Origin of the sequence: Streptomyces sp. SAI-170, from assembly GCF_049739565.1 — a bacterium.
GTDB lineage: Bacteria > Actinomycetota > Actinomycetes > Streptomycetales > Streptomycetaceae > Streptomyces.
In genome coordinates this window covers 7,563,916-7,588,970 of the sequence record NZ_JBMGQD010000001.1, presented here as the reverse complement: position 1 = coordinate 7,588,970, position 25,055 = coordinate 7,563,916, and the positions used below count along the sequence as shown (strand labels likewise).

The 25,055-nt window shown below is 72.9% G+C and carries 18 protein-coding genes and 4 pseudogenes; 8 read left to right on the top strand and 14 right to left on the bottom strand.

Features of this window, described 5'->3' with window-relative positions; genetic code table 11:
• Positions 1-2 precede the first annotated feature (2 nt).
• From RKD23_RS34105 to RKD23_RS34095, 3 genes are all read right to left on the bottom strand, one after another.
• Positions 3-908, bottom strand: a complete 906-nt coding sequence (locus RKD23_RS34105) for a hypothetical protein (protein ID WP_424857207.1) — start codon at positions 906-908, stop codon at positions 3-5.
• A 137-nt stretch (positions 909-1,045) separates the two neighbouring features.
• On the bottom strand, positions 1,046-1,846 hold the full coding sequence (locus tag RKD23_RS34100) for a putative protein N(5)-glutamine methyltransferase (protein ID WP_424857206.1): 801 nt from the start codon (positions 1,844-1,846) through the stop codon (positions 1,046-1,048).
• A gap of 174 nt (positions 1,847-2,020) precedes the next feature.
• Complete coding sequence (locus RKD23_RS34095) at positions 2,021-3,058, bottom strand: hypothetical protein (RefSeq protein ID WP_424857205.1); 1,038 nt, start codon at positions 3,056-3,058, stop codon at positions 2,021-2,023.
• Between the two features lie 154 nt (positions 3,059-3,212).
• Here RKD23_RS34095 and RKD23_RS34090 point away from each other — a divergent pair, with 154 nt between their 5' ends.
• Entirely contained in the window at positions 3,213-3,608 is a 396-nt protein-coding gene (locus tag RKD23_RS34090; protein ID WP_424858396.1) for a MarR family winged helix-turn-helix transcriptional regulator, read from the top strand.
• Between the two features lie 11 nt (positions 3,609-3,619).
• Here the strand turns inward: RKD23_RS34090 and RKD23_RS34085 are convergent, their stop codons facing one another.
• On the bottom strand, positions 3,620-4,321 hold the full coding sequence (locus RKD23_RS34085) for a GNAT family N-acetyltransferase (protein WP_424857204.1): 702 nt from the start codon (positions 4,319-4,321) through the stop codon (positions 3,620-3,622).
• Positions 4,322-4,476: 155 nt separating this feature from the next.
• Here RKD23_RS34085 and RKD23_RS34080 point away from each other — a divergent pair, with 155 nt between their 5' ends.
• From RKD23_RS34080 to RKD23_RS34060, 5 genes are all read left to right on the top strand, one after another.
• Positions 4,477-5,082 carry a sulfite oxidase-like oxidoreductase gene (locus RKD23_RS34080; RefSeq protein WP_424857203.1) on the top strand — a complete coding sequence of 202 codons (606 nt, stop codon included), beginning with the start codon at positions 4,477-4,479 and terminating at the stop codon, positions 5,080-5,082.
• Positions 5,075-5,833 carry a ferredoxin reductase gene (locus RKD23_RS34075; RefSeq protein ID WP_424857202.1) on the top strand — a complete coding sequence of 253 codons (759 nt, stop codon included), beginning with the start codon at positions 5,075-5,077 and terminating at the stop codon, positions 5,831-5,833. Before RKD23_RS34080 ends, RKD23_RS34075 begins: the two co-directional genes overlap by 8 nt.
• A gap of 129 nt (positions 5,834-5,962) precedes the next feature.
• Positions 5,963-6,547, top strand: coding sequence for an Rv1733c family protein (locus tag RKD23_RS34070; protein WP_424857201.1), 585 nt, complete (start codon positions 5,963-5,965; stop codon positions 6,545-6,547).
• Between the two features lie 110 nt (positions 6,548-6,657).
• Positions 6,658-7,626, top strand: coding sequence for an acetylxylan esterase (locus RKD23_RS34065; RefSeq protein ID WP_424857200.1), 969 nt, complete (start codon positions 6,658-6,660; stop codon positions 7,624-7,626).
• A 124-nt stretch (positions 7,627-7,750) separates the two neighbouring features.
• Positions 7,751-8,494 (top strand): GntR family transcriptional regulator, encoded by a 744-nt coding sequence (locus RKD23_RS34060; RefSeq protein ID WP_424857199.1) that lies wholly within the window; start codon positions 7,751-7,753, stop codon positions 8,492-8,494.
• On the opposite strand, the gene RKD23_RS34055 is transcribed toward RKD23_RS34060, so the two are convergent.
• Together RKD23_RS34055 and RKD23_RS34050 are read right to left on the bottom strand one after the other, a co-directional pair.
• Positions 8,472-9,233 (bottom strand): class I SAM-dependent methyltransferase, encoded by a 762-nt coding sequence (locus tag RKD23_RS34055; RefSeq protein ID WP_424857198.1) that lies wholly within the window; start codon positions 9,231-9,233, stop codon positions 8,472-8,474. The two genes, RKD23_RS34060 and RKD23_RS34055, sit on opposite strands and share 23 nt — an antisense overlap.
• A 19-nt stretch (positions 9,234-9,252) precedes the next feature.
• Positions 9,253-10,495: pseudogene (locus tag RKD23_RS34050) on the bottom strand (cytochrome P450 family protein).
• A 261-nt stretch (positions 10,496-10,756) separates the two neighbouring features.
• Here RKD23_RS34050 and rho point away from each other — a divergent pair.
• Together rho and RKD23_RS34040 are read left to right on the top strand one after the other, a co-directional pair.
• Positions 10,757-11,896: a transcription termination factor Rho gene (gene rho / locus RKD23_RS34045; protein WP_424857197.1), complete on the top strand. Its 1,140-nt coding sequence runs from the start codon at positions 10,757-10,759 to the stop codon at positions 11,894-11,896.
• A gap of 102 nt (positions 11,897-11,998) precedes the next feature.
• Positions 11,999-13,195, top strand: a complete 1,197-nt coding sequence (locus RKD23_RS34040; RefSeq protein ID WP_424857196.1) for a D-alanyl-D-alanine carboxypeptidase family protein — start codon at positions 11,999-12,001, stop codon at positions 13,193-13,195.
• Between the two features lie 336 nt (positions 13,196-13,531).
• Here RKD23_RS34040 and RKD23_RS34035 read toward each other — a convergent pair.
• The 8 genes and pseudogenes from RKD23_RS34035 to RKD23_RS34000 all read right to left on the bottom strand — a co-directional run.
• A pseudogene (locus RKD23_RS34035) lies at positions 13,532-14,071 on the bottom strand (glycosyltransferase family 87 protein); the annotation flags it as partial.
• 236 nt (positions 14,072-14,307) lie between these two features.
• A pseudogene (gene mptB / locus RKD23_RS34030) lies at positions 14,308-15,722 on the bottom strand (polyprenol phosphomannose-dependent alpha 1,6 mannosyltransferase MptB).
• A 178-nt stretch (positions 15,723-15,900) separates the two neighbouring features.
• The gene (locus RKD23_RS34025) at positions 15,901-16,842 is read right to left on the bottom strand and encodes a glutaminase (protein WP_424857195.1); all 942 of its coding nucleotides are present in this window, start codon (positions 16,840-16,842) and stop codon (positions 15,901-15,903) included.
• A gap of 36 nt (positions 16,843-16,878) precedes the next feature.
• Positions 16,879-18,291 (bottom strand): aspartate ammonia-lyase, encoded by a 1,413-nt coding sequence (aspA, locus tag RKD23_RS34020; protein WP_424857194.1) that lies wholly within the window; start codon positions 18,289-18,291, stop codon positions 16,879-16,881.
• 123 nt (positions 18,292-18,414) lie between these two features.
• A complete protein-coding gene (locus RKD23_RS34015) occupies positions 18,415-19,425 on the bottom strand; it encodes an asparaginase (protein ID WP_424857193.1) in 1,011 nt (336 codons plus the stop codon).
• A 44-nt stretch (positions 19,426-19,469) separates the two neighbouring features.
• The gene (locus RKD23_RS34010; RefSeq protein ID WP_424857192.1) at positions 19,470-20,954 is read right to left on the bottom strand and encodes an amino acid permease; all 1,485 of its coding nucleotides are present in this window, start codon (positions 20,952-20,954) and stop codon (positions 19,470-19,472) included.
• Positions 20,951-21,628: a FadR/GntR family transcriptional regulator gene (locus tag RKD23_RS34005; RefSeq protein WP_404040081.1), complete on the bottom strand. Its 678-nt coding sequence runs from the start codon at positions 21,626-21,628 to the stop codon at positions 20,951-20,953. The genes RKD23_RS34010 and RKD23_RS34005 overlap by 4 nt, the downstream gene beginning before the upstream one ends.
• A 267-nt stretch (positions 21,629-21,895) precedes the next feature.
• Positions 21,896-24,979 (bottom strand): annotated as a pseudogene (locus RKD23_RS34000) (alpha-amylase family glycosyl hydrolase); the annotation flags it as partial.
• Between the last annotated feature and the right edge of the window lie 76 nt (positions 24,980-25,055).

Genomic DNA, 25,055 nt, shown 5'->3' with positions numbered 1-25,055 from the left:
GTTCAGTCCCAGCTCGGGTTCCGCCCGAACTCGGTGCCGTACGGCACCGGACGCCCGGTGAACGCGTCCAGCAGCACCCGGTCGCCGAGCGGCCGGGCGAGCGTCACGGTCACCTTGGTGATCTTGAGGACGTCGGGGCAGTCCCCCTCGCTCGGATTGCGGATCGACCCGGACAGCACGACGGACCCGCCGGTCTCCAGCACGTCCACGGCCGGTCCGTCGTCGCACTCACCGTGCCCGGCGAGCACGGTGACGGACCGCCCGTCCTGCGCCGTCTCCTTCACCTGCTCCAGTGGCCACAGGACGTCGGACGGCACCTCCGCCGCGGGCCCGATCGGCGACTCGGGCGCCTCGGAGGGGGCCAGGGCGACGCGCTCGAGCGGAGTGCCGTAGCCCCGGATCGTGAACAGCCAGGCGGGGACGGTCGCCGGGCCCCGGCTGGTGGCCAGCTCCGTCCGGCCGAGCCGCGCCCCGGTGACCACGAGTTCCGGGCCCTCGCCGCTGTAGCGGTCCAGCGTCCCGAACCCCTCGCGCGCGTCCATCATCGGCAGGGTGAGCGCACGGCCGTCGCCCCACTTCACCGTGCCCTTCTGCGCCGCGGCGGTGGGGAGTCGGCCGCGCAGCGCGAAGTTCTGCATCTGGTACGCCTCCTTGTCGGCGGCGGTGCGGAAGGCGTGGTCGGGCAGCTGGACCAGGTCGGCCATCGGATGGAAGCCGCGCCGCCACGCCTCGGCGGCGTCCGAGCCGTCCCAGGCCGCGGCGACCTGCCGGGCCCGCCGGTCCGCGTCCCCATTCCCGGCCTGGCCGCCGCCGTCGTCACCGCCGCCGCCGCCGCTGGAGTGTCCCTGGCCGCACCCGGCGGCCAGTACAGCGATGAGACACAGGAGTTGAGCGGTACGGGTGCGCATGGTTCCCCCTGGGACCGGCGGTGTGGTGCTTCTACGACGCACAGGGGCGGTACGTCGTTCACCTCCGGGGCGAGGAAGGACGCCCGCGGCGGGAGCGTCCGGCCTCGCCGAGCGGGGCCTGTCGGTGAAGTGCGGGCTCAGCCCGTGCGCGTGCCGATGACCACCCGGGCGTAGAGGTCCTCGTCGACGGCCAGGCGGGTGGTGAGCCCGGCGGCGGTGAAGGCCTCGATGGCCGCCGGCGCCTGGTGTTCGCTCGTCTCGACCAGCAACCGCCCGCCGGGGGCCAGCCATTGGGGTGCCTCGGTGGCGACGCGGCGCAGGACGTCGAGGCCGTCGGCGCCGCCGTCTAGGGCGACGAGGGGTTCGTGCTCGCGGGCCTCGGCGGGCAGCAGGCCGACCTCGCCCGTGGGGACGTAGGGCACGTTGGCCGCCAGGATGTCGATCCGGCCGCGCAGTTGGGCGGGCAGCGCCTCGAAGAGGTCGCCCTCGTGGACGCGGCCGCCCGCGGCGGCGGTGTTGGTGCGGGCGCAGGCGACCGCGGCCGGGTCGATGTCGGCGGCGTGCAGTTCGACCGGGCCGAGGGCGGCGGCCAGGGCGGCGCCGAGCGCGCCCGAGCCGCAGCACAGGTCCACCACGACCCGGGCGTCCGGGACTTCGGCGAGGGCCTGTCGCACCAGGAACTCGGTGCGCCGGCGCGGCACGAACACGCCGGGTTCGACGGTGATCCGCAGGCCGGCGAACTCGGCCCAGCCGAGGACGAGTTCGAGGGGAAGTCCGGCCACGCGCCGGTCCGCCATGGCGGCGGCCTCCTGCGGGGTGCGCGCGGTGGCGAGGATCAGCTCCGCCTCGTCCTCGGCGAAGACACAGCCGGCCGCGCGCAGCGCGGAGACCAACGAGGAGCGGGACGAGGAGTCGTACAGGGAAGGTGAGGAAGGCATGGAAGCCGAGAGCCTTTCGACGAGCCGAAGGGCGCTCTCGGGGTCACCGGGTGACGGTGGCCCGCGGTGGGTTGAGGTGAGAGCACCCGACCTGAACAGCGGTAATGGGTCTCACCTCCTCGGTCTCACCCGGCCGGGAACGCCCACGGCCGGGTTCACCCTACACCCTGTCGATCACACGCCCACGGCCTCCTCGACCTCCTCCTCGACGTCCTCCACGGTGTGCTGCGCGGCCGTCGGCTCCACTGCCGCGGTCTGCGTGGAGCGCTCGTGGCGGGCGGCGACGGCGGTCAGCGCCAGGCCCGCGGCCAGCCAGGCGACCAGGGTCCAGACGCTGCGGGCGAGGCCCTCGTTGCCGAAGTACAGCAGGCCGCGCAGGCCTTCGACGAACCCGGCGCCGTTCCAGAAGGCGTGCAGGCCGCCGAAGAAGCCGTTCTGCAGCTCGGGCCGGAACAACCCGCCGGAGCTGGTGAAGTTGAGCATCACGAACAGGACCATCATCGCGAGGGTCGTCCAGCGCTTGAGGAAGGTGTGCAGGCCGACACCGATGAAGAGGATGCCCGCCGAGTAGAGCCAGGCCATGGCCCACACGCCGGCCAGGTCGTGGTGGGCGAGGTGGAAGACGGGGCCGGCGAGCAGGGCGCCGATGCCGCTGACGACGGCGCAGACGCCGACGGTGAGCAGGGCCCGGACGCGCATCGGCAGGGCGCCGCCCGCCGCGCCGAGCACGGCGACGGAGGCGTACGAGCCGATGCTGACGGCGATCATCAGGAAGAACAGGCCCTGGCCGCTGGGGTCGTCGTCGACGGGTGTGGCCACGTCGGTGACCTTCAGCGGGAGGCCCTGCCCGGCGGCGACGGGCGTGAAGACCTTCTCGACGGCGAGGGCGCCCATGTCGGAGGAGGCGGTGGCGACTATCAGCTCGGGCGACTTCGCATCCGGCAGGTAGGCGCCGGTGAGGTCGCGGGACTTCAGCAGGCCGACCGCCGTGGCGCGGTCCGGGACGGTCCGTACGTCGAGCTTGTCGCCCGCGCGGTCCTTCACGGTCTGCGCGAACGTCTTGGCCTCGGCGCCCGAGCCGACGACGGCCACGGGCAGATGGTGCGGCTCGGGGGTCACGAAGGCCCCCATGTAGGCGAGCCCCATGCCGATGCACATCAGGAGCGGGGTGATCAGGTGCGTGAGCACATGACGCAGCGCCGGCGACCTCATGCGGGCGACCTCCAAATAGTTGGCTTATACAACTCCTACTTCAAGTTGTACTATACAACTACATCCGCGCGGTGGGGCCGGCGCGGGGCAGATGAGACGAGGGAGACACCCGGTGACAGCCCGGACGACCGCCGTGGAGACGATCCAGCGCGAGATGACCCGCTTCGCCCGGCGCGCCCGGGCGGCGGCCGGGCGCATGCACCCGGAGCTGTCCCTGGTCGCGTACACCCTCCTCGGCCACCTGGAGGAGGTCGGCGGCTGCCGTGCCACCGACCTCGCCGCGCACTACGCCCTGGACAAGTCCACGGTCAGCCGCCAGGTCGCCGCCCTGGAGCGCGCCGCCCTCATCGAGCGCCGCGTCGACCCGGACGACCACCGCGTCCAGCTCCTCCACCTCACCGACGCCGGCCGCACGATCCTGGACCGCGTCACGGAGAGCCGCCGGGCCGCGTTCCGCGAGCGCCTCGCGCAGTGGCCCGAGGACGACCTGGAGCGGTTCGCGGACTTCCTGGTCCGCTACAACGCGTGGCCGCCTCCGCAGGACGACTGACCACGCCGCGCCTACGCCACCCCCACCGCCCGCTCTGCCGGGGCGAGAGCCACCAGGAACGCCGTACGGCGGCGCAGGCGGAATCCGAGGGACTCGTACAGGCGGATGGCGTCGGTGTTGCGGGCGCTGGCGTGCAGGAAGGGCGTCTCGCCGCGGGCACGGATGCCGTGGGCGACGGCGAGGACCAGGCGGCTGGCGAGGCCCTCGCCGCGGGCGGCCGGGTCGGTGCAGACGGCGCTGATCTCGGTCCAGCCCGGCGGGTGCAGGCGCTCGCCGGCCATGGCGATCAGCGTGCCCTCGCGGCGGATGCCCAGGTAGGTGCCCATCTCCACGGTGCGGGGCAGGAAGGGGCCCGGCCGGGTGCGCTCGACCAGTTCCAGCATCTCCGGGACGTCGGCCGGGCCCAGCGGCACCGCCTCCGGGTCGGGCGCGGCGGCCAGGCCGTCGTCGACCAGCTGGACGCCCTCCGCCTCGAAGGTGATCTCCCAGTCGGGCGGCACCTGTCCGGCGAAGCCCGACAGCGGCACCTCCGCCCCGGGGCCCGCGAGCGCCGCCAGGTCCGCCCAGTCCTGGGCGTCGGGGTCGTCGGGCAGGGCCAGCCAGGGCGAGACGTCCCGCGGGTAGCGCAGGACACGGCCGCGCCGTTCGGCGAAGCGGGCGTGCGGGCCGGTGAGGGAGGCGAGGGCCGGGTTGTCCAGGACGTGTGCGGTCATGGTCACTACGATCTCGCGTCCGGGGATCACTGTTCCCGCAGTTCAGGAGAGTTCATACGGCCTTAATGGCCGAGGGCGGGGACGGCCCCGCTCACCCCGTACGGTTGAATGTGTAAGCAATCCGCACGCGTCTCCTGTAGGCAGGCACCACCTCCATGAACGTCACCCGAGGCTTCTCCGGGCGGCCACGCGTCGACAACCCCGGGCTGCCGCCCGGCCAGTACGACGCGGGCGACGACTGGCCCGTCCTGTCCGCCGAGGTCACCCCCGACCTCGCGCCCGCGGACTGGACCTTCCGGATCGACGGCCTGGTGGAGCGGCCGCTGACCTGGGACTGGGACGCGGCGCACGCGCTGCCCGGCTCGGTCTACGAGGGCGACATCCACTGCGTGACCAGCTGGTCCAAGTTCGGTGTGCGCTTCGGCGGGGTGTCGCTCGACGCCTTCCTGGAGGCGGCCGGACCGCTGCCCTCCGCGACCCATGTGGTGGCGTACGCGCACACCGGCTACACCACCAACCTCCCGCTCGCGGACGTGACCGGCGGCAAGGCGTGGATCGCCTGGGAGTTCGGCGGACAGCCGCTGGCGCCGGAGCACGGCGGGCCGGCCCGGCTGCTGGTGCCGCACCTGTACTTCTGGAAGAGCGCCAAGTGGATCGCGGGCCTGCGCCTGCTCGACCACGACGAGCCGGGCTTCTGGGAGCAGAACGGCTACCACCAGCGCGGCAACCCCTGGGAGGAGCAGAGGTTCTCCGGTGACTGACACGACCTTCGCACCCCTGACCAGGTTCGCGATCCCCGGCCGGATCTCCGTGCCCTCGGACGTGGCGACCGCCTGGCAGACCGCCACGCTCACCGAGATCCGCCGCGAGACGCCGCGCGTGGCGACCTTCCGTTTCGCGGTGCCCGCCTGGGCCGGCCATGTGCCCGGCCAGCATCTGCAACTGCGGCTGACCGCGCCGGACGGCTACACCGCCCAGCGCCACTACTCCCTCGCCTCCGCGCCGGACGACAGCGGCCATGTCGAGCTGACCCTCGACCACGTCGTGGGCGGCGAGGTCTCGGGCTGGTTCCACACCGAGGCCCGTCCCGGCGACACCGTCGAGGTGCGCGGCCCGCACAGCGGGTTCTTCGCCTGGCCCGGTGACCGGCCCGCGCTGCTGATCGGCGCCGGCTCGGGTGTCGTACCGCTGATGTCGATGCTCCGCCACCACCGGGCGCAGGCGCTCGACGTGCCGCTGCGGCTCGTGGTGTCGGCGCGCAGCCCCGAGGACCTGATCTACGCGCGTGAGTACGGCGCGGAGACCCTGCCCGTGTTCACCCGCCGCGCCCCCGAGGGCGTGCCGGTGGGGCGGCTGACCGGTGACCATCTGGCCGGGTTCCTGGCCGATGCGCCCGCCGGCGGCTGGGAGGCGTACGTCTGCGGCTCGAACTCCTTCGCCGAGCACGCCTCGCGGCTGCTGGTCGCGGCCGGTCAGCCGGTGGACCGCATCCGCATCGAACGCTTCGGCTGAGCCGCGGCCGGTCCGACCGGCCGTTTCCGGCCGACCTCCCGCGTCGTTCCCCGCTCGTGGTGAACGACGCGGCCCGTTCGGGGTACGCGAAGGGTGAGGGCACTCCGCGTCCCCGGCGAGGAGGTCGGCATGCGAAGCGGGCGGTGCGACTGGCGATGGCGGCCGAACGAACTGCGCCGCCGTTCGGACGTCGTCGAGGCCTGGACCGTGCTGGCCGTCGCCGTGCTGCTGCTGATCGGCTCTCCCCTGGCGGGCTGCGCGGCGGCCTGGTGGGCGTACAGCGACGCGAGCGCCCACGCGGACGCGCTGCGGGCGGACCGGCACACCGTACGGGCCGAGGTCGTGGGCGAGGCCCGGGCGGCGGCGCCGTCGGTGCAGGGCGGCCGTCCGGTCACCCAGCGGGTCATGGTGCGCTGGACCGACGAGGACGGCTCGGCGCACTCCGGCCGGGCCGCGATCCCGGCCGAGGCCCGCCGTGGCGACGTGGTCGATCTGTGGCTGGACTCCCGCGGCCGGGCCGTACCGCCGCCGCCGGACGACTCCGTGGTGTGGCAGCACTCCCTCGCGCTCGGCATCTGCGGCACGGCGGGCGCGGCCTCCGTGGTGCTGCTCGGCCATTCCGTCGTACGCCGCACGGCGGAGCGGCACCGGCTGGCCGAGTGGGAGCGGGACTGGGCGCGCACCGAGCCGCAGTGGACCCGGCGCCGGGCGTGACCCGCGGGGCGGCGGCGTCCAACGCCCGCCCGTCGGACAGGCTCTGGCGGCTGTGCACGCTCCCACGTACGGTGTGATCGATCATCGACTCCTAGCTAGGGCGGTCCCGCATGGCCTTGTTCGACCTTCCTCTCGACGAGCTCCACGAGTACCGGAGCACCTCCGTGGCACCCGAGGACTTCGACGCGTTCTGGGCCAAGACCCTTCAGGAGACGCGTGAGTTCGACCTGGACGCGACGTTCGAGCCGGTCGACACCGGCCTGTCGGCGGTCAGGGTGTACGACGTGACGTTCGCCGGGTTCGGCGGCCACCCGGTGAAGGGCTGGCTGCGGCTGCCCGCGGCGGCCGACGAACCGCTGCCGCTGGTCGTGGAGTTCGTCGGCTACGGCGGCGGGCGCGGGCTGCCCCACGAGAACCTGCTGTGGGCGGCCAGCGGCCGGGCGCACTTCGTGATGGACACCCGTGGCCAGGGCAGCGCCTGGGGCGGCGGCGGTGGCACGGCCGACCCGGTGGGCGGGGCGCCCCAGTACCCGGGCTTCATGACCCGGGGCCTCGACGCCCCCGAGAACTACTACTACCGGCGGGTGTTCACCGATGCCGTGCGCGCGGTGGAGGCGGCCCGTTCGCACCCGCTGACGGACGCCTCGCGGACCGTGGCACTCGGCGCCAGCCAGGGCGGCGGCATCACCCTCGCGGTCGGCGGTCTGGTGCCCGACCTCGTGGCGGTGGCGCCGGACGTGCCGTTCCTGTGCGACTTCCCGCGCGCGACGACGCTGACGGACCGTCACCCCTACCGTGAGATCGGCCTGTACCTGAAGACGCACCGTGGCCGCACCGAGGACGCGCTGCGCACGCTGTCCTACTTCGACGGGGTGCACTTCGCCGCGCGCGGCCGGGCGCCGGCGCTGTTCTCGGTGGCGCTGGAGGACCAGACGTGCCCGCCGTCGACGGTGTTCGCGGCGTTCAACGCCTGGGGCGCGGACGACAAGGCCATCGAGGTCTACGACTTCAACGACCACGAGGGCGGCGGACCCTTCCACGAGGCGGCCAAGCTGCGCTGGCTGCGGTCGTACGCCTGAGAGCGCGACCATACGGTTTCGGCCGAACCGGCGGCACGCCCTTCCCTGGTGGTTTAGACCAATGCTAGATCTGGTGGCACAATGAGCCCGCACGGCTACGGTACGTCACCACAGGAGGCGCGGCATGGCCCGCACCACCCCGCACGACCCCCTTCCCGCAGGGGAACCGCTCTACCAGCGCATCGCGGCGGAGCTGCTCGGCGAGCTGCGCGACGGCACGGTCCCGCCCGGCGAACGACTGCCGGGCGAACGGCAGTTGGCCGAGCACTTCGGCGTCAGCCGGGAGACCGTACGGCAGGCGCTGGAGCTGCTGCGCCGCGACGGCCACGTCGCCACCGACCGGCGCGGCAGCCACGCCACCCTGCCCGCCGCGCCGGTCGAGCCGCCCTCCGCGCTGGCCTTCCCGGTCGGCTCCCGCGACCCCGGCGGGCCGGGCGCCGTCGACCGGGCCACCGTCACCTGGGAGGCGCCGCCGCCGGCGCACGCCGAGGCCCTCGGTCTCGCCCCGCACCGGCCGACCCTGGTCCACCGCTACGAGTCCGCGGGGAGCGGCGGACACGGCCGGCGCACCGCGGTGACCTCCTTCTCGGCCGTGGCGCTCGCCGAGGTCGAGGAGCTGGCCCGCTACCGCTACCGCGCGGACGGCACCTGCGCCGCCCAACTGCGGCGCACCTACGACTGGATGCGCCGGGCCGGACTGACCCTGCACCACCGCGACAGCATCACCCCGCTCCCGGACACGCCGTCGGTCCGGGTGACCCGGCTGGTGCACGACCAGTACGCGCGGCCGCTGGAGATCACCGACCTGGTGGTGGACGCCCAACAGGACGCGCTGGTCTACGAGTTCACGGTCCCGGCGGCGGGCTGACCCGGGGCGCGCCGTCCGGTTCGCGCCGGGCCAGCACCAGCCGGACGCGGGGGCTGCCGTCGTGGCGCCGCCCGAACTCGAGCAGGTCGGTCAACTCGACGCGGAAACCGGCCCGTTCGAGCTCGCGGGTGACATCCCCGAGCCGGAAGGTGCGGTAGTACATCACGAACGGAGGCCGCCACAGCGCGTTGCGCACCCGCATCACGGCGTCGAAGCCCAGCAGCATCCAGTACGCGCGTGTGCCGGGGCGGGGCGGCGCGACGACCGGGAAGGCGAAGCATCCGCCGGGCCGCAGCACGGCGTGCACCTCGTCGAACAGTCCGGGCAGCTCACGGGGCAGGAAGTGCCCGAACGCGCCGAAGCTCACCACCAGGTCGAAGGCGCGCCCGAACGGCAGGGCCCGCGCGTCGGCCCGCACCCAGGCAAGGCGTGGCCCGGCCGCCCGCACCCGGCGCCGGGCCACGTCGAGCATCCCGGCGCTGAAGTCGACCCCGGTGACACTGCGCCGGCACACGCCGGCCAGCGCGCCCGTCCCGGCACCCGTGCCGCAGCACAGATCGAGCCCGTCGTCGTACCCGCCGTCGCGGCGAAGCGCGGTCGCGACCGACCGCAGCACCGAGTCCGGTGTACGAAAGGGGGTGTGGTCGAACTTCGGCGCGAGCAGGTCGTAGCCGCGCTCGACGGACGACAGGGCCTGCACGGCGAGTTCGCGGAAGGTGGGGCCTTCGGGACTGAACATCCCCGTCAGCGTAGACCGATCACTCCAGCCGCACCGGGAGGGCCCGCACGCTGTTGCCCACGAAGCTGGAGTGGCGGGTGAGGTCGCCCTCCGGGACCGCGAGGTCCAGGTCGGGGAAGCGGGTGAACAGCCGCTCCAGCGCCACGCCCGCCTCCAGCCGGGCCAGCGGGGCGCCCAGGCAGTAGTGAGCGCCGTGCCCGAGGGAGAGATGCCGTACGGCGTCGGGGCGGGCGGGGCCGGGTGACGTCGAAGCGGTCGGCGTCCGGGCCGTGCACGGAGGCGTCCCGGCCTGCCGCGGAGTAGCCCGCGAGGACGGGCGTGCCGCGCGGGACGACGGTACCCCCGACGGCGAGATCACGGACCGGGTAGCGGAACGGGAAGTAGCTGACGGGGGCGTCCCAGCGCAGGGTCTCCTCCACCACGTCGGCCCAGTCCGCGCCACCCTCGCGGACCAGCTCGAGCTGGTCCCGGTGGCCGCACAGGGCGCGTACGGCGTTGGTGATCAGGTTCAGGGTGGTCTCGTGCCCGGCGATGATCATCAGCACCAGGGTGCCGATCAGCTCGTCCTGCGAGAGCCGGTCGCCGTCCTCCTCTCGGGCGGCGATCAGGGCGCTGGTCAGATCGTCGCCGGGCGACCGGTCCTTGGCCGCGGCGATCGCGGCGAGGACGGCGACGAGCTCACGGTTGGCGGCGACGGCCTGTTCGGGGGCGATGTCGGTGGCGACGACCTGGCTGGACAGCCGGTGCAGCCGGTCGCGGAACTCCGGCGCGACGCCGAGGAGTTCGCTGATCACGCCCATCGGCAGCGGCAGCGCGAAGTGACGGCGCAGATCGGCCACTCCCCCGCCCTCGGCGGCCGCGCCCGCCAGGTCGTCGAGCAGGCCTTCAGTCAACTCCTCCACGCGGGGCCGCAGTTCCGTCACGCGCCGGGCGGTGAACGCGCGGCTGACCAGGGAGCGCAGCCGGCGGTGGTCGTCGCCGTCGGCGGTGGTCATGCCGCGTACGGTGGCGAAGGTGGCGAGCGGCCAGCCCTCGGGTATGCGGCCCTCGGTGAGGGCGGTGAAGTGCCGTGCGTCCTTGGCGACTTCGGGGTGGGCGAGGAACTCCTTCAGCGCCTCGTGCCCGAGGACGGCCACGCCCTCGATCCCGCCGGGCAGTTCGACCGTCGCGAGGGCGCCGTGTGCGAGGAGCCGGGCGTTGTCCGCGTGCGGGCAGCCGCCGGCGGGGTCGAGGCGATGGGGTGTGACGGGCGGGACAGTCACCGGCGAACTCCTTTTCGGCTGAGCGCATGGTACGGTGCAGACAGCACTTGTGTACGCCCCGTCCGGGGCGCGGGTGCCAGTTTCTTCTCGGTACACCGACCAGCCCGTCCGCACGGACCGGCATCCGGTTTCCCAGCACACCTCGTGACCAGGGCTTTTCCTGTCGTGCGCCAGGTGTCGTTCCTTAGCCGCCTCCGGGCGAGCGCTTCTCCCCTTCCCCACGCATGCCTCATGCCGCCGTCCGCGAAAGGACCGCCTCTCATGACCACCACCATCGAACACCCCCCTGTCCGGCAGTCCCCGGCCCGGCTCTGCGTAGGCGTCCTGGACGTCGACGGCAACGGGAAGGGCCATCTGCGGCCCCTGGACTGCCTCGCCACACCCGCCGACCCGCAGGTCCCGGCGGCCCTGATCCGGCGTCACGGCCTGCGCAAGGGCGACGTCGTCGAGGGTCTCCTCGGCGACCGGCAGGCCCTCGCCGAGGTCGGGCTGGTCAACGGCAGTCCACCCGAGGAACTGAGCGGGCGGGCGCGCTTCGGCGACCTCACCCCGCTGCACCCGCGTGAGCGGCTGCGCCTGGAACACCCGGCCTCCGGACTGTCCGGCCGGGTCCTCGACCTGCTCGCGCCCGTCGGCAAGGGGCAGCGCGGGCTGCTCGTGGCGCCGCCCAAGACCGGCAAGACCGTCCTGCTCCAGCAGATCGCGGCCGCCGTCGCCGGTAACCATCCCGAGTGCCGGCTGATGGTCGTGCTGCTCGACGAACGCCCCGAGGAAGTCACCGACATGCGGCGCTCGGTGCGCGGCGAGGTGTACGCCTCGACCTTCGACCGCACGCCCCGGCAGCACATCGCGCTGGCCGAGCTGGTCGTGGAGCGCGCCAAGCGGCTGGTGGAGGCGGGCGAGGACGTCGTGATCCTGCTCGACTCCCTGACCCGGCTGTGCCGGGCGCACAACAACGCGGCCGCCTCCGGGGGCCGCACCCTCAGCGGCGGTGTCGACGCGGCCGCGCTGCAGGGGCCCAAGCGGTTCTTCGGCGCGGCGCGCCTGGCGGAGGAGGGCGGTTCGCTGACCATCCTCGCCACGGCTCTGGTGGAGACCGGGTCGCGCGCCGACGAGTTCTTCTTCGAGGAGCTGAAGAGCACCGGCAACATGGAGCTGCGCCTGGACCGTGAGCCCGCCTCCCGCCGGGTCTTCCCCGCCGTCGACATCCAGCGCTCCGGCACCCGCCGCGAGGAACTCCTGTTCGGCCCGGCCGAGACGGCCGCCGTGCGCGCCCTGCGCCGGGCCGTCACCACCCGCGACGGCCACACGCACCTGGAGACCCTCCTGGAGCGCCTGCGGGCGACCCCCGACAACGCGACGTTCCTGCGCCGCGTCCTGCCGACGCTGCCCACCGACTAGACCCCGTCGACCGGGAGCAGCCCTTAGGGCATCCGGGTGCTCGCGTGCGTCGCACGGCGAGGGCAGCGCGGTGTGACGGGGGCGCGTTCCTAGGTTTCTTGTATGAAGATCGGATCATCCTCTTTCAGCTCCCGGTCGGCTGTGTCGGCCTGCGCGTTGTGCGTCACGGGCGTGCTCGTGCTCGGACCCGTCGCGGCGGCCGTCCCGGCCGGGACGGACCCCGGCGCTCCGAGCGGGCCCCGGTCCTCCGCGCCCCGGGCGTCCCTGCTGTACCGCTCGGGCACACAGGTGCGGCCGAGGTCCGGGGCACCGGAGGTGCCGGACGTCTCCGCCCTGTCCTGGGTGGTGGCCGACGCCGGCAGCGGCGCGGTGCTGGCCGCGCACGACGCCCACCGCAGGCTGCCGCCCGCCAGCACCCTGAAGACGCTGTTCGCCCTCACCGTGCTGCCCGCCCTGCCGGCGGGCCTGCGGCACCGGGTCCGGGAGGAGGAGCTGGCGGGCATCGGGGCCGGCAGCAGCCTGGTCGGCGTGGCCGAGGACCACACCTACCGGATCGCCGACCTGTGGCGCGGGGTGTTCCTCAGCTCCGGCAACGACGCGGTGCGGGTGCTGGCCTCGCTGGGCGGTGGCTGGCGCAGCACCGCCGCCCGTATGCAGGACAAGGCCCGCGCCCTGGGCGCCCGCGACACCCGGGTGCTCTCGCCCGACGGATACGACACACCGGGCCAGGTGTCGTCCGCCTACGACCTCGCGGTGTTCGGCCGGGCGGGGTTGCGCAACGCCGACTTCGCCCGGTACTGCGGCACGGCCGAGGCGAAGTTCCCGGGCCGGGGCGGCGGATGGTCGTACGACATCCAGAACACCAACCGGCTGCTGACCGGCGCCGACGGAGTGGACCGCTATCCCGGGCTGATCGGGGTGAAGAACGGGTACACCACCAACGCCGGTCACACGCTCGTGGCCGCCGCCCGCCGGGGCGGGCGCACCCTGGTCGTCACCGTGATGAACCCGCAGTCGGGCGGTGGCTTCACCGTCTACGAGGAGGCGCGCTCACTGCTCGACTGGGGGTTCGAGGCGGCCGGGCACGTCGAACCGGTCGGCTCGCTGGACGCGTTGAAGCCACGGCCCCTGCCCGGCCCGCGGGCCAGGCCCGCGGCGGTGGCGGCGGCGGTCGCTCCCGCCAGGTCCGGCGGCGGGACTCCGGCCTGGCCGGCGATCACGGGCGCCGCCGTCCTCGGCGCGGCCCTGACGGCGTGGGTGATCCGGCTGCTGAACCGCCGCTCGGCGGCACGCGGCTGACCGGCCGGCAGCCACAGCAGCAGGCCGAGCCCGATCCAGGCGTAGGCGTTGGCGCCGAGGAAGCCTTCGACGCCGGACGCGTCGTCGGTCCAGAGCCACACCACGCTGGTGCACAGCACCGCGTACAGGCCGGCCGCGACCCGGGCCCGGCCGGCCCCGGCCAGCACGGCGAACGCCGGGAGCAGCCAGACGAGGTGGTGCACCCAGGTGACCGGGCTGACCAGACAGGCCGCCAGTGCGGTCAGGGCGAACGCGGCCCGCCAGTCCCCCCTCCAGTGCCGCCCGGCGGGCCCGCACGCCCCAGACGGCGAGGACGACCACGACTGCCGCCGCCCACACGGCCCGGTCGGTCTCGCCGAGACGGGCCAGGATGCCCTGGAGCGACTGGTTGGAGACATAGTCGAGGCGGCCGACCCGGCTGGTGTCCCACAGCGCCTGCGTCCAGTAGAACCGTGAGGCGTCCGGTGCGGCGGCGGCCGCCAGGGCCGTGGCGCCCGCGGCGACCGCCGTCGCCACGCCCGCCGCGCGGCGCCGTCCGGCGAGGAGCAGCAGGCCGGCGAAGAGGGCCGGGGTCAGCTTGATCGCCGCCGCGAGCCCGATCCCCACGCCCGCCCACCGGTCACGGCCGGTGGCGAGCAGCCACCCGTCGACCAGGACGAGGGCGAGCAGCAGCAGATTGACCTGCCCGAAGCTGACGGTGTCCCGCAGCGGTTCGAACAGCGCCAGGACGCACGCGGCGAGCGCACACCCGTACCAGCCGTGGCGCCGCCAGGCCCGGCCCGTCAGCAGCCGCAGCACCACCGCGAGGGCCGCCAGATCGAGCAGCAGCGCGATCACGACCGCCGCGCCGAACGGAAGCCAGGCCAGGGGCAGCATGGCGAGCGCCGCGAACGGCGGATAGGTGAAGCCGTACGGCGTGCCCGGCACCCTGTAGTCGTACAGACGGCCGCCCTCCCGCAGCCAGTTGTGCAGGGCTCCGTGGTAGACGCGCAGGTCGAACCAGTCGCGCAGGAGCGGCACCGTCGCGGTGAAGACGGTGACGGCGGCGGCGAGCGCGAGGACGAGGAGGAGGAGGAGGAGGAGGAGGCGTCGGGGGCCTGTGAGCCGTGGGGTCACGCGGCGCGCTCCAGGGCGGGGGCCCGCGTGGCCTGGTGGGCCTGCCACAGGACGACGACCGCCAGGGTGCCGCCGGAGACGGCCAGGACGAGCCGGCCGAGGTCGGCCGGGCCGCCGCTGGGCAGCACGGACAGCGCGAGGACCCCGGTCACAGCCGCCACACGGTGCCGTACGGAGGTGCTGGGCGCGGCGGCCGCGATCAGGAACAGACCCCACAGCGCGTACCGGGGCGGTTCGCCGGGCCGAAGGCCGCAACGGCGGCGAGGCTCAGGCCCAGCGCGTACACCGGGCGGGGCCGCAGCCGCACCCATATGGCGAGCAGCGCCACGGCGGTGAACGCGAAGCCCGCCGCGTGCCAGGCCGGCACGGCCAGCGGGGCGAGGTCGCTGCCGAGACGTTCCAGCAGGGACCGGGTGGCGCGGCCGAGGAGGCTGGTGAGAGCCCAGTTGTGCGGCGAGACCGGCGTGTCGAGGGCGCCGATCCAGCCGTAGCCGGTGCCGGCGAGAGCGGTGGCCGCGACCGTGGTGCCCGTGGCCGCGGCGGCGGTCGTCAGCACCGCCTGGGCGGTACGGCGGCCCGCGCGGAGCTGGAGCACGACGATCGCGGCGAGCCCGAGCAGCGCGGGCGCCTTGACCAGGGCGGCAAGGGTGACCAGCACCGCCCCGAGGGCGGGCCTGCGGCCGGACGCCGCGACCAGGCCGACGCCGAGCAGGCCGAGCATCATCGCGTCGTTGTGCGCGCCAGCCACCAGGTGCAGCAGCACCAGCGGGTTGAGGGCGCCCAGCCACAGCGCGGCGGCCGGGTCGGCTCCGCTGTGCCGGGCGAGGCGGGGCAGCGCGACGGCCATCAGCGCCACGCCGAGCAGGGCGAGAAGGCGCATGCCGATCAGCCCGGCGGGCAGTTCCCCTCGGGTGAGCCCGGACAGCGCGGCGGCGGTGGCGAGGAACACCGGGCCGTACGGCGCCGCGGTGTGCCGCCACACCGGGGCGACCTCGTCGGCGAGGGGGCCGCCGAGGTGGGCCGGGCCGTGGGCGTAGACGTCCATGTGCGCGTCGACCATGGCGCCCTGCGCGAGGTAGCTGTAGACGTCCCGGCTGAACAGCGGCGGGGCGAGCAGCAGGGGTGCCGTCCAGAGAGCCAGGACCAGCAGCAGAGCGCGCGGGGAGGGTGGCCGGGGGCCTCGGATCAGGCGGCCCAGCAGGGCCCAGGCCGCGATCAGCAGGACGACGCCGAAGTACACGACGACCAGGCCGAGCGCCGCACCGGCCGAGGCGGGCAGGTCCCGCACGGGCAGGGCACCGGCCCTCTCGCCGCCCACCGCGACGGTGGCGCTGCCGGTCAGGCCGATGACCTGGCAGTGGCGGAGGTGTCCTGGGTGGAGGGGGTGTCCTGGGTGGGTGAGGGCCGGCACCTCGGCAGCGTGTCGATCCTCGGTGGCCGGAAGGCGACGGGGGGTTCTCGCGGGGGTCGCCTGTTCGTGACGGGTGTGTGGGGCGGCTGTCGGGATAGTCGCGCACCCCGGTGGCGATCAGCCGGTGGGACCGGTCGCTGGGACCGGTCGCTGGGACCGGTCGCTGGACCGGCCGCGTTCAGAAGATCGACAGGCCGGTCAGGGTCGTGAATCTGTCCAGGGCCGCCACCCCCGCCACCGAGTTGCCTCTCTCGTCGAGCCCCGGGCTCCACACACAGATGGTGCAGCGGCCCGGCACCACCGCGATGATGCCGCCGCCCACTCCGCTCTTGCCGGGCAGGCCCACCCGGTAGGCGAAGTCGCCCGCGGCGTCGTAGGTGCCGCAGGTGAGCATGACGGCGTTGACCTGCTTGGCCTGGCTGCGGGTGAGCAGGCGGGTGCCGTCGGCGCGGATGCCGTGGCGGGCGAGGAAGGCGGTGGCCAGGGCGAGGTCGGCGCAGGAGGCGCGCAGGGAGCACTGGCGGAAGTACTGGTCCAGCAGCTCCGGGACGGGGTTGTCGATGTTGCCGTACGACGCCATGAAATGGGCGAGGGCGGCGTTGCGGTCGCCGTGCGCGGACTCGGAGGCGGCGACCTCGTGGTCGAAGTCGAGGTCCGTGTTGCCGCTCTCGGCGCGCAGGAAGGCGCGCAGTTCGCCGGCCGCGTCGCCGGTACGGGTGTGCAGCCGGTCGGTGACGACGAGCGCGCCCGCGTTGATGAACGGGTTGCGCGGGATGCCGTTCTCGTACTCCAGCTGGACCAGGGAGTTGAACGGGTTGCCGGACGGCTCGCGGCCCACGTGCTCCCACAGCTCGTCGCCCTCGCGGGCCAGGTCGAGGGCGAGGGTGAAGACCTTGGTGATGGACTGTGTGGAGAACGGCTCGCGCCAGTCGCCGACGCCGTACACCGTGCCGTCCACCTCCGCGACGGCCATGCCGAAGCGGCGCGGGTCGCAGGCGGCGAGCGCCGGGATGTAGTCGGCGGGGCGGCCCCGGCCGGGGGTGTGCTCGATCTCCTCGGCGATGCGCTCCAGGACCGGCTGGAAGGACAGGGACGATGACGCGACGGGCATGATCACCATTGTGCCTCCGGGCCGGTCCTGGCGCGCATCCGCGGCTCAGGCGAGGGGCGAGCCGTTGCCTGCGACGACCTCGGGCCGCAGCAGCGCGGCCAGCCTGTCGGCGGGCAGCAGGCCCTTCTCCAGCACGAGTTCGGCGACGCCGCGGCCGGTGACGAGGGCCTCCTTGGCGATGTCGGTGGCGGCCGTGTAGCCGATGTGCGGGTTGAGGGCGGTGACCAGGCCGATGGAGTTCTCCACGCTCGCGCGCAGTGCCTCGGTGTTGGCGGTGATGCCGTCCACGCAGCGCTCGGCGAGGGTCACGCAGGCCCTCTGCAGGTGGGTGATGCTCTCGGAGAGGGAGTGCAGGATGATCGGCTCGAAGGCGTTCAGCTGGAGCTGACCGGCCTCGGCCGCCATGGTGATGGCCACGTCGTTGCCGATCACCTCGAAGGCGACCTGGTTGACGACCTCGGGGATGACCGGGTTGACCTTGCCGGGCATGATAGACGAACCGGCCTGCACGGGCGGCAGGTTGATCTCGCCGAGGCCGGCGCGCGGGCCGGAGGACAGCAGCCGCAGGTCGTTGCAGCTCTTCGACAGCTTGACCGCGATCCGCTTCAGCACGCCGGACATCTGCACGAACGCGCCGCAGTCCTGGGTGGCCTCGACCAGGTTCGCGGCGGTGACCAGCGGCAGGCCGGTGATGGCGGAGAGGTGGCGGCGGGCGGCCTCGGCGTATCCGGCGGGGGCGTTGAGGCCCGTGCCGATGGCCGTGGCGCCCAGGTTGATCTCATGGATCAACTCGACGGCCTCGTCAAGACGGTTGCGATCCTCGTCAATCATGACGGCATAGGCCGAGAACTCTTGACCGAGCGTCATCGGCACCGCGTCCTGCAACTGTGTACGGCCCATCTTGAGCACATTGCGGAACTCGACGGCCTTGCGGGCGAACGAGTCCTGCAGTACAGCCATCGCCTTGAGCAACCCGCGCACCGCGAACACGGTCGCTACCTTGACGGCGGTCGGGTAGACGTCGTTCGTCGACTGCCCGAGGTTGACGTCCTCGTTGGGGTGCAGGTACTGGTACTCGCCCTTGGCGTGTCCGAGCAGCTCCAGCGCCCGGTTGGCGATCACCTCGTTGGCGTTCATGTTCGTCGAGGTGCCGGCACCGCCCTGGATGACGTCGACGACGAACTGGTCGTGCAGCTTGCCGGCCCGGATCTCCTGGCAGGCGGCGACGATCGCCCGCGCCTTCTCGGGAGCCAGCAGCCCGAGCTCCTCGTTGGCGAGAGCGGCGGCCTCCTTGACGGCGGCCAGGGCGTCGATCAGATGCGGGTACGCGGAGATCGACGTCCCGGTGATCGGAAAGTTCTCGGTGGCGCGCAGCGTGTGCACGCCCCAGTAGGCCTCGGCGGGAACGTCCCGGTCCCCGAGGAGATCGTGCTCGCTACGGGTGGCGACGGAGGTCATGAAAGGTCTTCTACTTTCTCAAGGAAGCTTGGGGGATGCGCCTCAAGGGCGCGGGGAACTGCGCGACAAGCCGCAGACGGCCGGCAGACCGACGACGACCGGCAGTCCCCCCTCGAACCGCGATCAGGGCGTCACAGCAACAGGGTCGAGCGCCCGCACCGGCCGCACAGAACCCACCGGCACGCCCCCGCCCAGCAACGGCTCCCCCGCGAACGCGGTGAGCAGCGAGGGGTCGACGCCCGCCCGGGCCAACGCCGCCGCGGCCACAGGAATCCGCGCCCGGTTCGCCCCGTCGGCGATCTTCACGGCGACGGCCCGCCCGTCGGGCAGCGCCGCGACCTGAACCCCCTCGAACCCGTCCTTGGCGAGCAGCCCCGGCACGGCGGCCATCAGCGCGGCCACGTCCCGCCCGGCCCCGGACGCCATCTCCGCGTGAGAACGCATCGCGTCGGCGACCCGCGCCTCGGGCGTACCGGGCGCGGCGGTGACGATGCGAGCCGCGGCGCGGGCGAGCCCGTGCAGGGAGACGGAGAACAGGGGCGCCCCGCAGCCGTCCACGGTGACCCGGGCGATCCGCTGCCCGGTGAGGTCCTCGACGATCTCGGCGACGGCCTTCTGGAGGGGGTGCCCGGGATCGAGGTAGTCCTCCAGGGACCAGCCGTTCAGGCGGCAGGTGTAGAGCATCGCCGCGTGCTTGCCGGAGCAGTTCTGGGCGAGCCGCGAGGGCCCGCGGCCGTCGCGGATCCAGCTGTCGCGGACCTCGGACCCGAACGGCATGTCGGGGGTGTTGCGCAGGTCGCCCTCGCTCAGCCCGGCCATGTCCAGGATGCGCAGGGCCCCGGCGATGTGCCGTTCCTCGCCGGAGTGACTGGCCGCGGCGAGGGACAGCAGCTCGCCCTCCAGCGGCAGCCCGGCGCGGACCATGGCGACGGCCTGGACGGGCTTGAGGGCCGAGCGCGGGTAGAACGCGGCCTCGATGTCGCCGAGCTGGAACTCGACCCGGCCGTCGGCGCCGAGGACGACGACGGAGCCGTGGTGGATGCCCTCGACGACGCCGCCGCGGACGAGGTGGGCGACGGGGGCGTGCAGGGGTTCACGGATCGCGGGTGCGTCCGCGAGGGCGTTGCTGTACATCACTGCCTGGATCACTGGTGGGTGGGCGTCGGCCGGTGCGCGGGTCACGCGTCGGCCCCGGTGGAGGTGCGCTTCAGGCGGCCGCGGATGGCGTACCACCCGGCGACCAGCGCGGCGACGATCAGCGGCAGGCACAGCACGGTGGTGCGTCCCGCGCCGCCGTCGGCGTACATGAGGACCAGGACGGAGGCGAGGAAGGCCAGCGTCACGAGTTCGGTCCAGGGGGAGGCCGGCAGCCGGTAGCCGGGGCGGGTCAGCTCACCCTTCTCGGTCTTCCGCCAGAAGAGGAGGTGGCAGACCATGATCATGCCCCAGGTGGCGAGGATGCCGAGGGCGGCGAAGTTGAGCACGATCTCGAAGGCGTCCTCGGGCACGACGAAGTTGAGGCCGACGCCGAGGACGCAGATGCCGCTGGTGAGCAGGATGCCGCCGTAGGGGACCTGGCTGCGGCTCATGACGCCGGTGAACCCGGGGGCGGAGCCGTGGACGGCCATGGAGCGCAGGATGCGGCCGGTGGAGTAAAGGCCGGAGTTGAGCGAGGACATGGCCGCGGTCAGGACGACGAGGTTCATGACGCCGCCGGCCGCGGGGATGCCGACGTTGGAGAGCACGGTGACGAAGGGGCTCTCCTCCGCCCGGTACGACGACCAGGGCAGCAGCATCGACAGCAGGACGACCGAGCCGACGTAGAACAGGCCGACGCGCCACATGATCGAGTTGATCGCCTTGGGCATGATCTTCTCGGGGTTCTCGGTCTCACCGGCGGCGACGCCGACCAGCTCGACGGAGGCGTAGGCGAAGACGACGCCCTGGACGATCAGCAGCATGGGCAGCAGGCCGTTGGGGAAGATGCCGCCGTTGTCGGTGATCAGGGACGGGCCGGGGGTGGTGCCGTCGACGGGGTGCTGGGTGACCAGCAGGAAGATGCCGATGCACATGAAGACGACGAGCGCGCCGACCTTGACGATCGCGAACCAGAACTCGAGCTCGCCGAAGATCTTGACCGAGATCAAGTTGACGGTCAACACGATCGCGAGGGCGATCAATGCGATCAACCATTGAGGGATGTCGGAGAACATGCCCCAGTAGTGCGTGTACGTCGCGACCGCGGTGATGTCGGCGATCCCGGTGGTGGCCCAGTTGAGGAAGTACATCCAGCCCGCGGTGTACGCGCCCTTCTCGCCGAGGAACTCACGGGCGTACGACACGAAGGCGCCGGAGGACGGGCGGTACAGGACGAGCTCGCCGAGCGCGCGGACGACGAGGAAGGCGAAGACGCCGCAGACGGCGTAGGCGATGAAGAGGGAGGGTCCCGCGTCGGCGAGGCGTCCGCCGGCACCCAGGAAGAGGCCGGTGCCTATGGCGCCGCCGATGGCGATCATGTTGACGTGCCGGTGCTTCAGGGACTTGCTGTAGCCAGCGTCTCCGGCGTCCACATGCCCGTGATGTCCACTGGTTCCGGCAAGCTCGTCACGCCCGCGGGAACGTTTCTGCATCTGCACGTCGTTGTGCAGGGACTGCTCGCTCACGCCTCGGGTCCGCCTTCCGTGGGGCTGCTCGTGCGAGGGGAGCGCACGATGTCGGTGAGGGTGGTCTCGACGCGGTCCAGGTGATGGCTCATGGCCTCGATCGCGTCGTGCTCGGAACCGTCGACCAGCGCCTCGACGATGGCGCGGTGCTCGCGGTTGGACTGCTCGCGGCGTCCGCCGAGCTCGTTGAGGAACGCCGACTGACGCGCCAGTGCGTCGCGGATCTCCTCGATGACCCGGCGGAAGACCGGGTTCTGCGCGGCCTCGGCGACGGCCAGGTGGAACAGGGTGTCCATCGCGACCCACGCGGTGGTGTCGGTCTCCCGCTCCATGCGCTCCATCAGGTGCGCGAGGTGGTCGAGATTCTCCGGGGTGCGGCGCACGGCCGCGTACCCGGCGACCGGGATCTCCACATGGCGGCGTACCTCCAGCAGGTCGCTGGCCGCGTAGTCGCCGAAGGTGGGGTCCTCCACGGCGTTCGCCACGACGAAGGTGCCGCTGCCGGTCCGGGACCTGGTCAGGCCCATGGTCTGCAGGGCGCGCAGCGCCTCGCGAAGGACCGGCCGGGAGACCTCGAGGGTGCGGCACAGCTCCGCCTCGGAGGGGAGCTTGTCCCCTATGGCGTACTCACCGCGCTCGATGGCACCGCGCAGATGGGCCAGCACCGCTTCCATGGCGCTGACGCGCCGCGGGATGGCTCCACCTGTCTGGCTGTCTGACAGGTTCACGGGACAGATGTTCCGGGTGAGCCGAGGCTGCTGTCAAGGCGGGTGAAAGGAAAGTTTCAGCGGTGCAGGGGCCATGTAAGGCGGGTTGCGGCCGCGCGCGGGGCGAAAGGCCAGGTCATGGGAGGGTGCGGGAGCGACCGGAAGGCCGTTCCCCGGGAAGATGCGGGAACGACCGAAGGCCGTTCCCGCACCCTCGGCAGGCGTCAGGCCTCAGCCGCGCACGTCCACCCCGGTGGCCGCGAGCAGGGCGCCGTTGCCGACGCGCTGTGTCGCGACGAGCTGGCCGCGCTGCGCCTCGGCGATCCGGTCGCGGTCGCGCGGGTCGACGGTGAAGGCCGGCAGACCGGCGAGGTCAGGGTGGGCGGCCTTCTGGGCGGCCGTGAGTTCCGCCGGCGTCAGCCGCAGCCACCGGCCCTCGTCGGAGAGGGCTCCGTCCACGATGCTGAGCGTGCCCCGGTCGGGGTAGACCAGCTGCTGCGTCGTCGCCGCGGTGGCCTTCACGTCCCACACCAGGGTGTCCGCGCCGATCCAGTGCGCCTCGGACCTGGACAGATCGAGATCAGGGGCGCTGCCGACCGTGGGCAGCAGATAGCTGTCCGCCCCGCCGACGAGCCAGACCTCCTTGCCGTACGTGGCGAAGTCCAGGGACCGGTCGCTCGCGAGGTCCTTCTCGTCGCCCTTGTGCACGATGTAGCTGAGCGAGGTCGCGTTCTCCGCGAGGGGCACCTCGAACGTGACGCCGTAGGAGTCCCGGCCGACCGGCAGCAGCGGCTTGGTCCAGTCGGTGGGTGCGGCGGCGCCGGTCCAGGCGTGCAGGCCCCAGCCGTCGTAGGCGCCGTCGGAGCGGTGGTAGTGGATGACAGCCTTGCGGGCGTCCTGGGGCGGATAGGTGCCCTCGGGCGCGGTCTCCGCCTGGCCGTCCTGGCCCTGCTCGATCCAGACGGCGCCGGTCCTGGCCAGCTCGATGGTGCGGGCCGGGCCGTCGGCCACGCCGTTCTTCCGCACGGTGTACGTCACGTCGGCGGCGTCCTCGTCGAGGTCGACCCAGGCGAAGGCACCATAGGCGTCCCGCCCGGTGAAGTCCGTCGTCGCCGTCCCGGCCGTCAGCTGCCAGCCGTCGTAGTCGCCGTCGGGCCGGCGGTAGTGCACCACCGCGTAGTCGCGCTCCACGGCACGCGGCCGGGCCGGCTTCGGCGGCTGTCCGGCGGTCGTGACGGCGAGGTCGCTGCGCGTACGGCCTCGGCTGTCGACGACAACCGCCTTGTAGCGCAGGGGCGTTCCGGCCTGCACGGTGTCCGCGAGGTGCTGGGTGACGCGGTAGGGAGCGTGGTCGGCCGAACCGAGCACCTGCCAGGGGCCGTTGCCGACCTGTGCGGCGAACACCACACGGTTCAGGCCGTCTCCGGGCACCTCGGCCGAGATCTCCACGTCGCCGGTGGCGCCCGGTGCGGGGGCCTTGAGCGTGACCGTGGGCGTGGCAGCCGGGGCGGGGAGGCGCCGGTCCGCCTTCAGCACGACCGTCGAGAGGGCCGGGACCGTGACTCGAACCTTGCGGGCGGCGTCGCTGCGGACGCTCGCCGAACTGCCGTACAGCGGCTTGAACTTGGTCCGCGCCGAACCGGTCTCCAGCTCCACCGTCCTGGATTCAGCGGCGTTGTTGACCGCCACCAGGTACTCCACGCGCTGACGGGCATCGGTGCGCGAGAACGCGTACACACCCTGACCCGGGTCGGCGTAACGCTCGGTCTGGACGCCGTTACGCAGGGCCGGGTGCGCCTTGGTCAGCCGCGACAGAGAGGCGATCGACCGGTACAGCGGATGCCCAGTGTCGTAGGCGTCCGAGGCGTGGGTGCGGTCCGTGCCGATCTGGTCGTCGTCCAGATAGTCGGGAACCTTGGACGCGAACAACGTCTGGCGTGCGCCCTTGTCCCCGCCCGGACCGGTGAAGCCCTGTTCGTCGCCCGCGTAGATCACCGGGTTGCCCCGGGACAGGAACAGCAACTCGTGGGCGAAACGGTCGCGCTTCAGCAGTTCCGCGTCGCTCGCGCCCGGGTTGTCCTGCGCGATGAAACTGCCGATGCGGCCCATGTCGTGGTTGCCGAGGAAGGTGACCTCGTTGTAGGCGTTGGCCTTGTCGGTGGTGTACCGGTAGTCCTGCGCGAACAGGGCCGACAGCGTGGTAGCGGGCCTGTCCTGGGAGGCGTAGCCCCGGACGGTGTTCTGCAGCGGGAAGTCGAGGGTGGCGTCGAGGCGGCCCTGGGTCACGTAGGGCGCGATGACGGCCGGGTCGGAGGACAGCGTCTCACCGAAGACGAAGAAGTCCTCGCGGCCCTTCTTCGCGGCGTAGGCGTCGATCGCCGTGGCCCACTGGGTCCAGAAGTTCATGTCGACGTTGCGGACGGTGTCCACACGGAAGCCGTCGACGTCGAAGTCCCTGATCCACTTCTGGTAGATGCGCTCCATGCCCCGGACGACCTCGGGCCGTTCGGTCCACAGGTCGTCGAGGCCGGTGTGGTCGCCGTACAGGCCGCTCTCCCCCGCGAAGGTGGAGTCGCCCCGGTTGTGGTACATGGTCGGGTCGTTGAGCCAGGCCGGGACCTTCGTCGTCTCCTCGCCCTCGGTGACCACGGGCGTGTACGGGAAGCTGTCCGCGTCGACCTCGCGCGTCTCCTTGCTGTCGTCGAAGGGGCGGCCCTCGGTGTCGAGGTAGGGGTAGGCGCCCTTGGGGCGGTAGCCGAACGTCTTCTCGGCGTAGGTGACGGTGTCGGCGGTGTGGTTGGTGATGACGTCGAAGAACACCTTCATGCCCTTGGCGTGGGCCTGGTCGATGAGCCTCTCCAGGTCGGCGTTGGTGCCGAAGTGCGGGTCGACCTGGGTGAAGTCGGTGATCCAGTAGCCGTGGTAGCCGGCGGACTCGCCGCCACCCTGCACGGGCTTGTTCTTGAAGATGGGCGCCAGCCAGATGGCCGTGGTGCCGAGGCCCTTGATGTAGTCGAGCCTGTCGATCACCCCCTTCAGGTCGCCGCCCTGGTAGAAGCCCTTGTCGGTCGGGTCGTAGCCGGTCTCGGTGCGGTCGCCGGACAGGCCACCCCGGTCGTTGGCCGGGGTGCCGTTGGCGAACCGGTCGGGCAGCAGGAAGTAGGCCTGCTCCCGGGTGAGGTCGTGCCGGGCGGGCTCGGCGGCCAGGCGGGCGTCCGACGGCGGGTCCTGCGGCCGGGGGCGCGCCGTCGCGGGCTGGGCGGCGTGCACGGAACCGGCGAGCAGCGCGGCGGCGACGGCCACCACGGCCGTGGGCAGGGCTCTTCGGCGGGTCCGGTGCGCCCGCGTCGAAGTGTCGTCGGGGTCTGTCAGATGTCGGGGTGAAGCAGTCACC